This is a genomic window from Vibrio sp. V12_P9A6T4 (assembly GCF_963874835.1).
Taxonomy (GTDB): Bacteria; Pseudomonadota; Gammaproteobacteria; order Enterobacterales; family Vibrionaceae; genus Vibrio; species Vibrio anguillarum.
This window is the reverse complement of sequence record NZ_CAWNJO010000060.1, coordinates 105,269-121,046: the sequence shown is the minus strand read 5'-3', so window position 1 is coordinate 121,046 and position 15,778 is coordinate 105,269. Positions and strand designations below refer to the sequence as shown.

The 15,778-nt window shown below is 44.0% G+C and carries 12 protein-coding genes, 1 tRNA gene and 1 riboswitch; of the genes, 11 read left to right on the top strand and 2 right to left on the bottom strand.

Annotated features, from left to right (window positions below):
- Window positions 1-9 precede the first annotated feature (9 nt).
- From AACQ42_RS10285 to AACQ42_RS10270, 4 genes are all read left to right on the top strand, one after another.
- Window positions 10-1,188, top strand: a complete 1,179-nt coding sequence (locus tag AACQ42_RS10285) for an efflux RND transporter periplasmic adaptor subunit (protein WP_234828680.1) — start codon at window positions 10-12, stop codon at window positions 1,186-1,188.
- Between the two features lie 21 nt (window positions 1,189-1,209).
- Window positions 1,210-4,311 carry an efflux RND transporter permease subunit gene (locus AACQ42_RS10280; RefSeq protein WP_094165729.1) on the top strand — a complete coding sequence of 1,034 codons (3,102 nt, stop codon included), beginning with the start codon at window positions 1,210-1,212 and terminating at the stop codon, window positions 4,309-4,311.
- Window positions 4,301-4,843, top strand: a complete 543-nt coding sequence (locus tag AACQ42_RS10275; RefSeq protein ID WP_094165728.1) for a GNAT family N-acetyltransferase — start codon at window positions 4,301-4,303, stop codon at window positions 4,841-4,843. The genes AACQ42_RS10280 and AACQ42_RS10275 overlap by 11 nt, the downstream gene beginning before the upstream one ends.
- Before the next feature lie 387 nt (window positions 4,844-5,230).
- A complete protein-coding gene (locus AACQ42_RS10270) occupies window positions 5,231-7,516 on the top strand; it encodes a glycoside hydrolase family 9 protein (protein WP_094165727.1) in 2,286 nt (761 codons plus the stop codon).
- Between the two features lie 99 nt (window positions 7,517-7,615).
- Here the strand turns inward: AACQ42_RS10270 and AACQ42_RS10265 are convergent.
- Window positions 7,616-7,691, bottom strand: a tRNA-Asn gene (locus AACQ42_RS10265).
- Window positions 7,692-8,238: 547 nt separating this feature from the next.
- Here AACQ42_RS10265 and uvrB point away from each other — a divergent pair.
- The 3 genes from uvrB to luxU all read left to right on the top strand — a co-directional run bounded on the left by uvrB (window position 8,239) and on the right by luxU (window position 12,261).
- On the top strand, window positions 8,239-10,269 hold the full coding sequence (gene uvrB / locus AACQ42_RS10260; protein WP_094165741.1) for an excinuclease ABC subunit UvrB: 2,031 nt from the start codon (window positions 8,239-8,241) through the stop codon (window positions 10,267-10,269).
- A gap of 242 nt (window positions 10,270-10,511) precedes the next feature.
- On the top strand, window positions 10,512-11,918 hold the full coding sequence (gene luxO / locus AACQ42_RS10255) for a quorum-sensing sigma-54 dependent transcriptional regulator LuxO (protein ID WP_026028245.1): 1,407 nt from the start codon (window positions 10,512-10,514) through the stop codon (window positions 11,916-11,918).
- A gap of 4 nt (window positions 11,919-11,922) precedes the next feature.
- On the top strand, window positions 11,923-12,261 hold the full coding sequence (gene luxU, locus AACQ42_RS10250; protein ID WP_017048414.1) for a quorum-sensing phosphorelay protein LuxU: 339 nt from the start codon (window positions 11,923-11,925) through the stop codon (window positions 12,259-12,261).
- Here luxU and AACQ42_RS10245 read toward each other — a convergent pair.
- Complete coding sequence (locus AACQ42_RS10245; protein WP_094165726.1) at window positions 12,258-13,148, bottom strand: YvcK family protein; 891 nt, start codon at window positions 13,146-13,148, stop codon at window positions 12,258-12,260. The two genes, luxU and AACQ42_RS10245, sit on opposite strands and share 4 nt — an antisense overlap.
- Window positions 13,149-13,327: 179 nt before the next feature.
- Window positions 13,328-13,471: riboswitch (molybdenum cofactor riboswitch) on the top strand.
- Here AACQ42_RS10245 and moaA point away from each other — a divergent pair.
- The 4 genes from moaA (at window position 13,460) to moaD (ending at window position 15,778) form a co-directional block, all read left to right on the top strand.
- Window positions 13,460-14,449, top strand: a complete 990-nt coding sequence (moaA, locus tag AACQ42_RS10240; RefSeq protein WP_026028246.1) for a GTP 3',8-cyclase MoaA — start codon at window positions 13,460-13,462, stop codon at window positions 14,447-14,449. Its footprint overlaps the riboswitch before it by 12 nt.
- A 67-nt stretch (window positions 14,450-14,516) precedes the next feature.
- Window positions 14,517-15,029, top strand: coding sequence for a molybdenum cofactor biosynthesis protein B (moaB, locus tag AACQ42_RS10235; RefSeq protein ID WP_010320682.1), 513 nt, complete (start codon window positions 14,517-14,519; stop codon window positions 15,027-15,029).
- 10 nt (window positions 15,030-15,039) lie between these two features.
- Window positions 15,040-15,540, top strand: coding sequence for a cyclic pyranopterin monophosphate synthase MoaC (moaC, locus tag AACQ42_RS10230; RefSeq protein ID WP_010320681.1), 501 nt, complete (start codon window positions 15,040-15,042; stop codon window positions 15,538-15,540).
- Window positions 15,533-15,778: a molybdopterin synthase sulfur carrier subunit gene (moaD, locus tag AACQ42_RS10225; protein WP_010320680.1), complete on the top strand. Its 246-nt coding sequence runs from the start codon at window positions 15,533-15,535 to the stop codon at window positions 15,776-15,778. The genes moaC and moaD overlap by 8 nt, the downstream gene beginning before the upstream one ends.

The window sequence follows — 15,778 nt, the reverse complement described above, 5'->3', positions numbered from 1 at the left end:
GATACCTCAGTGAAAAAGATAAATATATGTGTATCTAGTAGCTTACATATATTGGTACTTTTCTTTTTAGTTGGCTGTAATCAATCCAATAAAGATGAAAGTGAAGTCGGACTAAAAGAGTCTTTGCCTTTAGTTTCAACGATAACAATACAACCACAACATTTAGATGTTTATGAAGAGCTTCCCGGAAGAGTGTTGGCCGTGCGCGTTGCAGAGATTCGCCCACAAGTGGTTGGGATAGTACAACATCGCTTGTTCAAACAAGGTGCTGAAGTGAAAGCTGGCCAGTCGTTATTCCAGATTGATCCTGCGCCATTTGAAGCGGAAGTTGATACTGCCAAAGCAAACTTACAGAGAGCGCAGGTGACTTATCAACGTGCTCTGGAAAAAGAGTTACGATTAAAACCTTTGGTAAAAAAAGATTCTATCAGTCGTCAAGACTATGACGATGTGGTTTTGCTCCGAGATCAAGCTGTTGCTGATGTTGCGGTCGCTAAAGCGACTCTCACTCGTCGTATGCTTGATCTGAAGTTTGCAAATGTGACCGCACCGATATCTGGACTGATAGAGCAAACCTTGGTGACCGAGGGTGCATTAGTCAGCAGTACGGATGCAGTACCGATGGCGCGTATCCAACAGGTCGATCAAGTCTTTGTTGATATTCGTCGACCTGCGTCTTCATTAGAAGCTATTCGTGAAGATTTAGCAGCAAATGCAGATGGTGAACCTGGTGTTGATGGAACAAAAATTAAAATTTTACGCAGTAACGGCACCCCTTATCCAGTCAAAGGCCAAATCCTGTTTTCTGGTATCAATATTGACGTAAGCACTGGCGATGTTTTGCTGCGCGTGCTCGTAGATAACTCTCAACGCTGTTTATTACCGGGGATGTTCGTAAAAACCAAAGTACTTCATTCGAGTTATAACCACGCGTTAATGGTTCCGCAACAGGCGGTTATGCATCTTGCAGGTGCTCCTCATCTTTGGAGTATTGATCAGGAAGGATATGCACATTTAAAACCTGTAAAGCTCGGAGAATTGATTGATGGTCAGTACCGCGTGAAATCGGGCGTTCATGAAGGAGAAAATATCGTAGTCGAGGGCAAGGAAAGGCTTGAGAGCGGCGTTCTCGTAGACCAACGCAAATGGGAAGAACCTGAGGTTCTTTTAACATCTGCGACAAACTGATTAAGGTTAGAGTGGCTTTTTATGTCTCAGTTTTTTATTCATCGCCCCGTATTTGCTTGGGTTATTGCTCTTTTCATTATTTTGTTTGGATGTATTTCTATTCCGAAGTTACCTATTTCTCGTTACCCGTCTGTGGCGCCTCCAACGGTCAGTATTATGGCGACGTATCCGGGAGCCAGTCCGAAGGAAATGAATGATGGTGTGCTTAGTCTTATTGAGGGTGAGCTGTCGAACGTTAAGAACTTAATGTATTTCGAGTCGTCTGCTGACAACTCCGGTTCTGCGTCTATTACGGTTACATTTAAGCCGGGAACAGACTCTGATATGGCGCAAGTTGACGTTCAAAACCAACTGAAAGCGGTTGAATCTCGTTTACCGCAGGTGGTGCGTCAAAGCGGCTTGTCCGTAGAATCTGCTACATCCAACTTTTTGATGATTGTCGGGTTGAAATCTGATGATAACCGCTTTGATGAAATCGCATTGAACGACTATTTGGCTCGCAACATCGTAGATGAATTGCGCCGTATTGAAGGTGTAGGGCGTGTTCAGTCATTTGGTGCTGAGAAGGCAATGAGAATCTGGGTTGATCCGAGTAAGCTCAATTCATTGGGTTTAACAATGAATGATGTTAGTCAGGCTATCACTTCGCAAAATACACAAATCGCACCCGGAAGTATCGGTGCTGCACCGACGGTTTTAGGGCAACGAGTAACGGTTCCATTAACCGTTCAAGGCCAGTTAACCAGCGTTGAAGAATTCTCTAATATCATTCTTCGTGCAAACAACAATGGCTCGAAAGTCGTCCTAAGTGACGTTGCGCGTGTTGAAATCGGTTCTCAATCCTATGGTTATTTGAATCGTGAAAATGGTAAAACAGCGACGGCTGCGGCTATTCAGCTTACTCCGGGAGCGAATGCCGTTAAAACTGCAGATGCGGTACAAAAGCGTTTGGCGGAGTTGAGTCAAAGTCTACCTTCTGGGATGACCTATTCAATTCCATTTAATACAGCACCTTTCGTTAAAGTTTCGATCAATAAGGTTATTCATACCTTAGTTGAAGCTATGGTGCTGGTGTTTTTTGTTATGTTTCTGTTTTTACAGAATATTCGTTACACCTTGATCCCCGCTATTGTTGCACCGATAGCCTTGTTGGGGACGTTCACCGTCATGTTGTTAACTGGCTTTTCAATCAACGTGTTAACGATGTTTGGTATGGTTCTGGCGATCGGTATTATCGTCGATGATGCGATTGTCGTTGTCGAAAACGTGGAACGATTGATGTCGGAAAAAGGCTTATCTCCGAAAGAAGCGACATCTAAGGCGATGAAAGAGATTACTGGCGCCATTATAGGCATCACACTTGTGTTAACGGCAGTTTTCATCCCGATGGCATTTGCCAGTGATTCGGTTGGCGCCATTTATAAGCAGTTTACCTTATCGATGGCAGTATCAATTCTGTTCTCAGCATTTTTGGCTCTAACACTAACGCCGGCGCTTTGTGCCACGTTGCTAAAACCAGTGAATTCTAATCACTATGAGCAAACAAGATTCGCGAAATGGTTTAATCGTGGCTTTAACCGAATGAACAATCGGTATGAATCTCAGGTCAACGTGTTAGTAAATCGCAAAGGACGAATGATGCTTGGCTTTGTGTTTCTGTGCGCGATTTTGGTTCTAGTGTATAGGCAGCTGCCGTCATCGTTTTTGCCAGAAGAAGACCAAGGATATTTTATTACCAATATTCAGCTTCCAGCAGACGCAACCACAGTGCGTACGTTGGATGTTGTGAAAAAATTTGAACAGCATGCGTTAAGCCGTCCAGCAATTGAGTCAACAATGACAGTGATTGGTTTTGGATTTTCCGGTTCAGGTACTAATACAGCGCAGAGTTTTACCACGTTGAAAGATTGGGAATCACGCAACGACACCTCAACACTGGACGAGTTAAAACTTGCTGAGGAGGCGATGGCGGACGTTAAAGAAGGCACGGTTATGCACATGCTGCCTCCTTCTATTGAAGAGCTAGGTACGAGCTCTGATATTACGTTTTTCTTGCAAGATCGCGGAAATCAGGGATACGAGGCATTAAAAGCCGTTGAGACGAAGATGTTAGAGTTGGCGAAAAATAGCAAATCACTTAGCGATGTCTATTCTGATGGGCTTCCTGCGGGTACAAGTATTCATTTAGATATTGATCGCCAGAAAGCTGAGGTGTTAGGTGTTTCATTCACGAGTATTAGTGAGACGCTATCAACGGCGATTGGATCGCTATACATCAACGACTTTCCTAATGAAGGCAGAATGCAGCAAGTCATTATGCAAGCAGATGCTTCATCAAGGATGCAGATTGAGGATGTGCTCAAGCTCCATGTACGAAACATTAATGGTGGAATGGTTCCGCTATCAGAAATTGTGACGCCTATTTGGTCTGAGTCAGCTCCGCAGTTTATTCGCTTCCAAGGTTATCCTGCGGTTCGAATTTCTGGTAGTGCAGCTGCGGGCGTTGCCAGCGGAGATGTGATGGCTGAAATAGAACAAATGGCGAAGCAACTTCCGTCAGGCTTTACCATTGCATGGACAGGACAGGCATTACAAGAGCTTCACTCAGCAAAACAAGCACCGATGCTAATGGCGCTATCGATGCTAGTCGTTTTCTTAGTGCTTGCGGCACTTTATGAGAGTTGGGCTATTCCTTTATCGGTGATGTTGGTCGTGCCCTTGGGATTGTTAGGTGCGGTACTCGCTATTGTGGCTCGTGACATGCCAAACGACGTTTTCTTCAAAGTCGGGATGATCACCGTAATTGGTCTTTCGGCGAAAAACGCGATTCTAATTGTTGAGTTTGCCAAACAGTTGAGAGAGCAAGGCAACGGGTTGGTACAGTCAGCCGTTCAAGCGGCGAAGTTGAGATTAAGACCTATCTTGATGACCTCTCTGGCATTTGGTCTTGGTGTTGTACCACTGATGCTAGCCTCAGGTGCTAGTGCCGAAACTCAACGAGCTATCGGAACCGGTGTGTTCGGTGGAATGGTCAGCGCTACATTACTTGCCATTTACTTTGTTCCAGCTTTCTTCGTGTTCGTGATGAGTATTCAAGAGCGTTATTTTAAAAATGAAAAATGAAATTATAAAACTCACTAAGGTGAAAAGTGACGAGCTGCCCGAATTTAAAACTAAGTTACAGCAGACTTTTACCAATGCGTTAATCGAACAGTTTGGCCCATCTTACAGTGAGCCGATACCTTCCGATGAAGATATATTTGGTTCTTTTAACGCCAAGGGTGCCGTAATAAATCATATCGTACTCGGCGAGGAAAGAGTGGGTGGTGTGGTGCTGAATATTAATACGGATACCCAATATAACAGTCTCGACCTGTTTTTTATTTATCCCGAAAGTCATAATAAAGGTTTAGGGCAGAAATCATGGAGAGCCATTGAAGTGGCGTATCCAGAAACTAAGGTTTGGACAACCGTTACGCCTTATTTTGAAAAAAGGAACATCAACTTCTATATCAATAAGTGTGGTTTTCATATCGTTGAGTTTTATAATAAATTTCATCCGGAAAAAAATTATGAAGTTAATGGTATAGAGGATGGGATAGATTCAAATGAAGATGATTTTTTCAAATTTGAAAAAATCATGAACCTTCGTTAAAACCGGACAACTTATATCTCGGAAGGAGAAAATAGCCTCTTATATAACGTTGGTAACGTTCTTGGTGGTTATATTTTCTTACAACTCGGTCATACTAATATTGTTCACATCAAAGGTCTAGATAGTTAGCCGGGCTCAAGAGCATGTTGTAAAGGCTATAAAGTTAGTTTACCTCCGATTGATATAATTATTCGCTAGAAAACAAGTCAATTTATCGATGAGATTTCCTTGAAACAGATTCATTAACCTAGAGGTAAGTGCTAGCAGTATCACGAAGAGAGAAATAGGCGTTTTTAGAACGGTTCTTTTGTGCTCAGACATCTACTTATTAGCCATGAAAATCGCTTAATTTCAATGGTGTTGTAATTTATATGTCTAGGAGTAAATATGCATAAGTTCAAACTATCATTGGCAACAATACTCATTCTTTCATCGTGTTCTGCTTATGCAAATGAGCAAATTAAGAACGGTAAATTTAACGGGAACATGGATGGTTGGTGGAATGCTGGTGCAGATGTAAAAATCAAAAATGGCGAAGCATGTCTTGAGATTAGAAGTCCAGGAGAGAACCCTTGGAATGTGATTTTAGGACAGGGCGGGATTGGGTTGGCAAACAAAGCAGATTATGAAGTTTCATTTGATGCTTATGCAACCGTTGATACTCAAATGAGAACGCTTATTCAGCATGAAGGTCCTCCTTATACCAACTATTTTGTGGATGATACAAAAGTCTCACTGAAGAAGAAGAGCTATAAGTTTAAGTTCAGCCATGATGTTGAAAGCGATGCTAAAACTGAGTTCCAGTTTCAAATGGGCGCCCAGAAAAAGGGAACCGTATGCGTTAGCAATGTTTCAGTCGTCGGTGAGAAATACATTGAAGAGCTGAAGATAAATTCTGTTCGTGCTAACCAAGTCGGTTACCTTCCTCAAGCAGATAAGTTTGTATTTGTCGCGAATGAATCTAAAGAGCCCTTAAAGTGGGTGCTAACAAACAACAGCAATATCAATGTCGATTTAGGTAAAACGGAAATCTTTGGTCTTAATAAGGCATCAGGCGAGTTTATTCACCGTATTGACCTATCGAATTACAGATCAGATATGAGAGGCTTGAAAGTAAAAGTCGGTGAAGACGAGAGCTTGCCATTTAGCATCAGCAAAGATATCTACAATCAGTTGAAGTACGATGCATTGTCTTACTTCTACCAAAACCGTAGTGGTATTGAGATTGATAAGGCTCTGGTACAGCGTGACGATCTAGCGCGTCCCGGCGGTCATATGAGCGATGTGGTTACCTGTTTTAATAAGATGGACAGCTGGGGTAATAAGTGGCCAGGTTGTGATTTTTCTGTCGATGTAACCGGCGGTTGGTATGACGCTGGCGACCATGGTAAGTATACGGTTAACAGCGGTATCTCGACTTGGACTCTTTTGAACCTGTTTGAAAGAGGTAAATGGCTAGATAACGCACCAATTCCTTTTGCAGAAGGGAAAGTGAAAATTCCAGAAGCTGGAAATGGCGTTAATCCTTTGTTGTCTGAGGCTCGTTGGAATATCGAATTTATATTGGCAATGCAGATCTATAGTGACCAACCTGTAGCGGTTCCTGTTGGTGACCAGTCTGAAGACAAAACACTTAAACTGACTAAGATTGACGCAAAAGGGATGGCTTTCCATAAAGTTGCTGATGAAGCTTGGACAGGTATGCCACTGCCACCTCATATGGACACCCAGAAGCGATATGTGGGTTATCCAACCACTGCGGCTACGTTGAACTTGTCAGCAATTGGTGCTCAATGTGCGCGAATTTGGAAAGAGATTGATCCTAAGTTCTCAAAAAACTGTTTGAATGCGGCGCAAGAGGCTTGGGAAGCCGCGAGCAAAAATCCTCATATTCTTGCCTATGATAACTTCACAGGGTCGGGCCCATATGATGATAAAGAGCTTTCAGACGAGTTCTACTGGGCTGCAAGTGAACTTTATATCACCACTGGTGACAGCAAGTACCTTAAAGCACTGAAAGCTTCTCCTCATTATCTAGAGACACCAAAAGGTAACATTGAAGCAGATGGCGAAATGTTCTGGGGGTACACAGCGCCTTTAGCAACAATAAGCTTGGCTGTTGTGCCTAATGGATTGGGTGAGGATCAAATTAAAGTTGCAAGGAAAAACTTAATCGCAACCTCTGATAACTTTGTGGGCCAGATTAATAACGAGGGTTATCATATTCCTTACACGGTAGAAGAGTATCCGTGGGGATCGAACTCGAGTTTTGTAAACAGAGCTATCTTCTTAATCTATGCGAATGATTTCACCGGCGATATTAAGTATGTAAAAGCGGCTGCAAATGCGATGGATTACTTACTAGGCGCGAACCCAATGAGCCTGTCTTATATTACAGGTTACGGCACCAATGCGGCTAAAAGTCCACATCACCGTTTTTGGGCACATGCTGCGGATGAAAAGTCACCAGCTCCAGCACCTGGCGCACTAGTGGGTGGACCCAACTCCGTGAGTTACAGTGATCCAGTCGCTGCGACATTGAAGGGGCAGTGTGTTGGCCAAACCTGTTATAGAGATAACATTAATGCATGGTCGTTTAATGAGATCACGATTAATTGGAATGCTCCTCTCGTTTGGGTTTCTTCTGCTTTGGATGAAGGGCAATTATATTGATTAACGAGTCAGGAAAAGACGTTAAGAGAATACAATTCCTTGAAATAGCTAGATTTAGATACAAAAAAAGACGTCCTAGGACGTCTTTTTTCTGGAATTTGGCTCCCCCTGCAAGACTTGAACTTGCGACATACGGATTAACAGTCCGCCGTTCTACCGACTGAACTAAGGGGGAATTGCTTTGAGCGGTGCGAATGGTAGCGAGTGGGGGGGGGCAGTGTCAACCTTTCCAGCCGAAGAAAAAGTAAAAATATTTCCCTGAAAATACTTTACTTTTCTGTACCCCTTATCGGCATTAGGCTAGGTTTAGTTATCCACCAAAATTGTGGATAAGTGTGTTGACGAATCCTGAGCAATTCGTTTCATCAATGAATGTTGAGTTATTACTCTACTCTTTTGTTGAGTTTATTTTTTATATAACACTATGTTTTTTATTTTATTTTTTGATTTATCAACTGAAATTATCAATAAGAAATGAAAATGAATGGCGATGAGAAAAAGGGAGTCATTTTGAAATTTTGGGGAAAACAAGTGGATTATTTTTGAAAGTTAGGAGTGGTTTTTTACGAATCAGGCCGAAGATGGTAGCAAACGTATGGAGAAGAAACTAGCATTTTTTCAAAACAGGGGTGATTTACGACGCAACTATTTTGAACAATTACTTGCAACAAAACATGGCTAACAGCGAGAATGCCTATTCAGTTATAGAGGACAACGGCATTATGAGCAAAACGTTTGAATTGGTATCGGGTTATCAACCGTCAGGCGATCAACCTACGGCGATCAAGCAATTGTTTGATGGGCTAGATGCAGGTCTTGCTCATCAAACCTTATTGGGTGTGACGGGTTCAGGGAAAACATTCACCTTGGCTAATGTGATCGCCAAGGCGCAGCGTCCGGTTATCTTGTTGGCACCGAATAAAACGCTCGCAGCCCAGCTGTATGGTGAGATGAAGTCATTTTTCCCCAATAATGCGGTTGAGTATTTCGTCTCTTATTACGACTACTATCAGCCAGAGGCGTATGTGCCGACCACGGACACATTTATAGAAAAAGATTCCTCGATTAACTCACACATAGAACAAATGCGACTCTCCGCGACTAAAGCGCTGCTTGAGCGTAAAGATGCGATTATTGTAGCTTCTGTATCGGCGATTTACGGTTTGGGTGATCCTGATTCTTATCTGAAAATGATGCTGCATGTTCGCCGTGGTGATGTGATGGATCAGCGCGACATTATCCGCCGTTTAGCCGAGCTCCAATACACACGTAACGATATGGCGTTTGAACGTGGTCAATTTAGAGTTCGTGGAGAGGTGATCGATATCTTTCCCGCGGAATCGGATTATGCGGCCGTGCGTGTTGAAATGTTTGATGATGAGGTAGATTGCATCAGTTTGTTTGACCCATTGACGGGCGCAATGATTCAGCGAGATCTTCCTCGCTATACCATCTATCCTAAAACGCACTACGTTACGCCAAGAGAGCGCATTGTAGATGCGATAGAGCACATCAAAGAGGAGCTGCGAACTCGCCAAGCCTACCTGTTGGAAAACAATAAACTACTCGAAGAGCAGCGCATATCGCAGCGTACTCAATTTGATATTGAAATGATGAATGAGCTCGGTTTTTGTTCAGGTATTGAAAACTATTCACGTTATCTTAGTGGGCGAAAAGAGGGAGAGCCGCCTCCGACCCTGTTTGACTATCTACCGCATGACGGTTTATTGATTATCGACGAATCACACGTAACCGTGCCGCAAATTGGCGCGATGTTCAAAGGCGATCGTTCACGCAAAGAAACGTTAGTAGAGTTTGGTTTCCGGTTGCCTTCCGCTTTAGATAACCGTCCATTAAAGTTTGAAGAGTTCGAATCACTTGCGCCGCAGACGATTTTTGTTTCTGCTACCCCGGGCAACTATGAGCTAGAAAAATCAGCCGGACAAATTGTGGATCAAGTGGTGCGCCCAACCGGATTACTGGACCCCGTGCTGGAAGTACGACCAGTTGCAACACAAGTGGATGATGTGTTGTCAGAGATCCGCATTCGCTCAGCGAAAGATGAACGTGTGCTGATCACGACATTGACTAAACGCATGGCTGAAGACTTAACTGAGTATCTTCATGAACATGGGGTTAAGGTCAGATATCTGCACTCAGATATTGATACTGTTGAGCGGGTTGAGATTATTCGCGACCTTCGCCTAGGCGAATTTGATGTGTTAGTGGGTATTAACTTACTGCGTGAAGGTTTGGATATGCCTGAAGTCTCTCTTGTCGCAATTCTTGATGCGGATAAAGAAGGTTTTCTACGTTCAGAACGTTCATTAATTCAGACCATTGGCCGTGCGGCACGTAACATTGAAGGCAAAGCGATTCTCTATGCTGACCGCATTACTAGCTCAATGAAGAAAGCGATGGATGAGACCGATCGTCGCCGTGAAAAGCAGCAAGCACATAATGAAGAACAAGGGATAACACCTCAGGCGCTGAAACGTAATGTCAAAGATATTATGGAGTTAGGTGATATTACTAAGTCCAAGCAGCAGAGGATGAGCAAACAAGTACCTTTGTCTAAGGTGGCAGAAAGCTCGCAAACTTATGAAATACTCACGCCGCTACAACTGGAAAAAGAGATCGCCAAACTAGAAGGGTTAATGTACAAACACGCACAAAACCTAGAATTTGAATTGGCTGCCGAAAAGCGTGACCAAATTGAAAAACTGCGTCAGCAGTTCATTACCAACAGTTAAAAAAAATAGCCAATAGAAAAAGGTCTATTGGCTGTTATTTGTGAACACTTTATTCACTAACAACGTCAGTTGGCTAGGTGACCCCTAAGGGTCATATTGAATAAAGCACATATCGTGCCAATTAATTTTATGCAAAAAGGGCTATTAACTAACGAATTAGTGCCTTTTTGTTATTTTATTTTGCAAAATGCGAACCTTAATGCAATAGTTAAGGCAAAGTGCAAAATAATAATGGCTAGAATATGCAACCTGACTTTTCTCTACAAAAGGCTAAATATCTTTTGATGGTGGAAGATACGGCTTCCGTTGCGGCGCTGTATCGTTCATACCTCACTCCCCTTGAAATCGATATCAATATTGTTGGTACAGGTCGTGATGCGATAGAGAGTTTAGCTCACCGAGAGCCGGACCTCATATTGCTGGATCTTCGATTACCCGATATGACGGGCATGGACGTTTTACATGCTGTGAAAAGTCACTACCCCAATGTGCCAGTGATATTCATGACCGCTCATGGTTCGATCGATACCGCAGTGGAAGCGATGCGTCACGGTGCCCAAGATTTCTTGATCAAACCTTGTGAAGCAGACCGCTTGCGTGTCACGGTTAACAACGCCATACGTAAAGCTAGCAAACTAAAAAATGAGGCTGGTAACCCGGGTAACCAGAACTACCAAGGTTTTATCGGCAGCAGTCAAACCATGCAATCAGTCTATCGAACCATTGACTCAGCGGCCTCCAGTAAAGCCAGTATTTTTATTACTGGCGAAAGTGGCACGGGTAAAGAGGTGTGCGCAGAAGCGATTCATGCGGCCAGTAAACGTGGCGATAAACCCTTCATTGCGATTAACTGCGCCGCAATTCCTAAGGACTTAATAGAGAGTGAACTCTTTGGCCACGTGAAAGGCGCATTTACTGGCGCAGCGACCGATCGCCAAGGCGCAGCCGAGTTGGCTGATGGCGGCACACTGTTTTTGGATGAACTGTGTGAAATGGATTTGGATTTGCAGACCAAGCTGTTGCGCTTTATCCAAACGGGCACATTCCAGAAAGTGGGCTCATCGAAGATGAAAAGTGTCGATGTTCGTTTTGTCTGCGCTACCAACCGCGATCCATGGAAAGAGGTACAAGAGGGTCGTTTTCGTGAAGATTTGTACTATCGTCTTTATGTGATCCCATTGCATTTACCACCGCTACGCGAGCGAGGCGATGACGTTATTGAAATTGCTTACTCTTTACTCGGCTTTATGTCTAAAGAAGAAGGCAAAGGTTTTGTCCGCTTAGCGCCCGAGGTTGTGGAGCGTTTTACGCGCTATGAATGGCCGGGTAATGTGCGTCAACTGCAAAACGTGTTGCGGAATGTGGTGGTATTGAACCACGGCAACGAGATCGAACTGAGCATGTTACCGCCACCGCTAAATCAAGTCGTGGATAACAAGATCCGATTAGCAAACCTAACGACGGATACGCGCAAGGAAAATATAACCGTGCACGATATTTTTCCTTTATGGATGACGGAAAAACAAGCCATCGAACAAGCGATAGAAGCGTGTGATGGTAATATTCCTAAAGCAGCCAGTTATTTAGACGTTAGCCCTTCAACTATCTACCGCAAGCTTCAAGCGTGGAACAGTAGAGAGAACTCATAGAGATATGGAACTGATCAATAAAAACAAAATTGCGCATTTGGCCCAAGAAATTGGAGAAGAGAATGTGCCAATATTGCTCGATATTTTTCTCAGCGAGCTGAGCGCCTATACACAGAAGCTAGCTGATCAAAATCTGCCGGATAAAATCGAATATTTAAAAGATATCAGCCATGCTCTAAAAAGCAGTGCCGCCAGCTTTGGTGCGGATAGATTGTGCGCTAAAGCGGTGGATATCGATAGCAAAGGAAAGGCAAACTGCATTTTTGATGAGGCTGAAGAAGTGGCGGCGATGCGCGCTCTTATCGAAGAGACGCATCGTTGCTACTGCCACTTGATGGATTAGCTTGTGAGTTGATTCTCAATGGCTTTTTGAAGTTTAACTCGGTCGTGCCGCCAGTCACGATTGGATGATGCTAGCTCTGTAGTGACACAATGCCAGTGTTCAGCCAGCTCCGGATGTGGTGTATCGCCGATCACCACATCGATTTTTCGCGCGTGGCAGGCGCGCTCACACCATTCCAATTTATGCCGTAGCGACATGCGACCAGCAGGTCCTTGCTCGGGAGACAAGTTCTCAACAAAAATCAGCTTTGCTTTTACGTTTTGCTCAATGGCATTGCCAATTTCGGGCAGCAGTAGTGGTGGCATCACACTGGTGAGAAAGCTTCCCGGGCCAAGGATGATGCAGTCTGCTGCACTGATGGCGAGTATGGCTTCTTTGGTTGCTGGCACTTCAGGTGATAAATCTAAGCGCCTTAAATCTTCCGTCATCTCGTCCACGTTCGTTTCACCCGTGACCCAGTGACCATCCATAGAAAGTGCACTAAGATCAGAAGGATGCTCTGACATAGGTAAAATATTAACATCGACTTTGAGCATGTTGCGGATCAAGTTGATCGCGTCTAAAGGGCGCACAGATAGGTTATCTAATGCAGTCAGCATCAAATTACCGAGATTATGGCCATTGAGTTCTCCCGCACCTTTAAAGCGATATTCAAACATCATCGAACTGATGGAAGGCTCAGTGATCAACTGGTTGATACAGTTACGTGTATCGCCCCATGCAATGCCACCTTGGCAGTGGCGAATGCGCCCAGTGGAACCGCCGTTATCTGTGGTGGTTACAATCCCTGTCGCATTGGAGCCAAAATCTTTTAACGCCGCTAGCATGCGTCCAAGCCCATGTCCTCCGCCAATGGCGACGACTTTCTTTGAAGTGTATAGAGTCATCTGTTCTTCTTATTTTTTAATAATTAACTACAATTTAAATCAGCTTGTTCACAACCCATACTCATTAGGAGGTAAATTGGGTAATGGACTCTTTTTTTTTACGATAAGGGTAGAATCACTTACTAATATTAAGTATTTTACTTATCAGCTGCTGTAGAGATAGTTAATTATACTACCTCAACGGCTGCCATAGCTCCGAGCTTAACTGGCTAAGTCTCATTTTTGTGAGATAGGGTGGTTAAGCCAGTGGTCTAATACCACAAGGGCATAATTGGAAATGATTATGCCTCCCGTATTTGGAAAGGTGTTCCGTGGCGCAACAGTTCGAAGATAGATTCCAACGTAAATTTTATTATTTACGTTTATCTGTTACAGATGTCTGTAACTTTAAATGCACATATTGCCTGCCTGATGGTTATCAACCTTCGGGGCAGAAAAACTCGTCTTTTTTAACCCTTCCTGAAATACAACGCGTCGTGCGAGCCTTTGCCGACTGTGGTACGTCGAAAGTACGCATCACAGGGGGGGAGCCGACTTTGCGTAAAGACTTTAACGACATTATTGCTTGTGTGGCGAATACCGCTGGTATAGAGAAAGTGGCGACCACCACCAACGGTTACCGTATGGCCAAACAAGTAGAAGGTTGGCAATCGGCCGGGTTAACGCATATCAATGTCAGTGTCGATAGTCTTGATCCAAGAATGTTCCACCAAATCACGGGTGAAAACAAATTTACGCAAGTGATGGCGGGGATTGATCGCGCTTTTGAAGTCGGTTACCAGCAAGTTAAAGTCAACGTTGTGCTGCTAAAAGACCTTAATCATCAGCAGTTACCTGCTTTTTTAGATTGGATTAAACATCGCCCTATTCAACTTCGTTTTATTGAACTAATGCAAACTGGTGAAATGGACTCGCTGTTTGAGCGTCACCATATTTCAGGTGTTGCCATTCGTAATCAACTGATTGCCAATGGTTGGGTGCTGAAAACCCGAGCTCACAATGATGGGCCAGCGCAAGTATTTGTTCATGCCGATTACCAAGGTGAAATCGGCCTTATCATGCCGTATGAGAAAAACTTTTGCCATAGCTGCAACCGCTTACGTGTTTCGGCAAAGGGTAAGTTACACCTGTGCCTTTTTGGTGAGCAAGGCGTTGAATTGCGCGATCTGCTCGCTCAAGATAATCAACAGCAAGCCTTAATTGAGCGAATTCAAGCGCAATTACAGACCAAGTCGGTCAGCCATTTTTTACAAGATGGCAATACGGGTATGACGCCTAATCTCGCCTCCATTGGCGGCTAAATTCTTTTTGTCACTGGCTATTGTTTAGCGGGTGATGTTGATACACATTTGAACAGTAGGTGAACACATGGGTCACGCAGAAAGCGCATTTCAACCAGCACATATTGCCGTACTGACGGTTTCCGATACTCGTACTGAAGAAAACGATACTTCAGGCGGTTACTTAGCTGAGCAACTTCAACAAGCGGGACACATTCTGGCCGATAAGCAGATTGTTATTGATGATCAGTATAAAATTCGCGCGATTGTGTCTCAGTGGATCGCGGATGAAAACGTGCAAGCCGTGCTGATCACGGGTGGAACGGGTTTTACCTCACGCGACAGCACACCAGAGGCATTAAAGCCCTTGTTTGATAAAGAAGTTGAAGGTTTTGGCGAGCTGTTCCGATTGGTCTCTTACGATGAAATTGGCACTTCAACTATTCAGTCTCGCGCCATTGCAGGTTTTGCCAACCATACGGTTATTTTTGCCATGCCAGGTTCAACAGGAGCGTGCAAAACCGGTTGGACAAAAATCATCAAACAGCAGTTAGATGCCAGCCATCGCCCATGCAACTTTATGCCACATCTTTCGGTTTAACGAGGTTTCAATGAGCGAATTTACTCATATTAATGCCTCAGGCGAAGCCAATATGGTCGATGTCTCTGCCAAGGCTGAAACCGTACGTGAAGCACGTGCGGAAGCCTTTGTGAAGATGTCACCACAAACGCTGCAACTGATCCTTTCTGGGCAACACCACAAAGGTGATGTGTTTGCCACCGCAAGAATTGCGGGCATTCAAGCGGCGAAGAAAACGTGGGATTTAATCCCACTGTGCCACCCATTGCTGCTTACTAAAGTAGAAGTGCAGCTTGAAGCCATCGAAGCACAAAGCAAAGTTCGAATTGAATCATTGTGTAAATTAACCGGTAAAACAGGGGTTGAAATGGAAGCCTTAACCGCGGCATCGGTGGCGGCGTTAACCATTTACGACATGTGTAAAGCAGTACAAAAAGATATCGTGATTGAACAAGTGCGCTTACTTGAAAAAAGCGGCGGAAAATCTGGTTACTTTAGCGCTCAGCCACAACAAAAGGTCACGCATGATTAATGTCCTCTTTTTTGCTCAAACTCGTGAGTTGATCGGCCAAGACAGCATTCAACTCAAGGCACAGTTTGCTACGGTTGAAGCGCTGCGTAGCCACTTAGCCTCGCAGCCTGGGAAATGGGATTTAGCCTTGCAACCGGGAAAACTGCTGGTGGCAGTCAATCAAACTATCGTTGCCTTTGATTACCCGTTAAGTGATGGTGATGAAGTGGCTTTTTTTCCTCCAGTAACTGGAGGCTAG

Bases quoted from the DNA above. Each gene is read 5' to 3' on its own strand.
- AACQ42_RS10270 (WP_094165727.1), top strand. From the start codon at position 5,231: ATGCATAAGTTCAAACTATCATTGGCAACAATACTCATTCTTTCATCG.
- moaD (WP_010320680.1), top strand. From the start codon at position 15,533: ATGATTAATGTCCTCTTTTTTGCTCAAACTCGTGAGTTGATCGGCCAA.
- luxO (WP_026028245.1), top strand. From the start codon at position 10,512: ATGCAACCTGACTTTTCTCTACAAAAGGCTAAATATCTTTTGATGGTG.
- moaC (WP_010320681.1), top strand. From the start codon at position 15,040: ATGAGCGAATTTACTCATATTAATGCCTCAGGCGAAGCCAATATGGTC.
- moaB (WP_010320682.1), top strand. From the start codon at position 14,517: ATGGGTCACGCAGAAAGCGCATTTCAACCAGCACATATTGCCGTACTG.
- AACQ42_RS10280 (WP_094165729.1), top strand. From the start codon at position 1,210: ATGTCTCAGTTTTTTATTCATCGCCCCGTATTTGCTTGGGTTATTGCT.
- uvrB (WP_094165741.1), top strand. From the start codon at position 8,239: ATGAGCAAAACGTTTGAATTGGTATCGGGTTATCAACCGTCAGGCGAT.
- AACQ42_RS10275 (WP_094165728.1), top strand. From the start codon at position 4,301: ATGAAAAATGAAATTATAAAACTCACTAAGGTGAAAAGTGACGAGCTG.
- luxU (WP_017048414.1), top strand. From the start codon at position 11,923: ATGGAACTGATCAATAAAAACAAAATTGCGCATTTGGCCCAAGAAATT.
- AACQ42_RS10245 (WP_094165726.1), bottom strand. From the start codon at position 13,148: ATGACTCTATACACTTCAAAGAAAGTCGTCGCCATTGGCGGAGGACAT.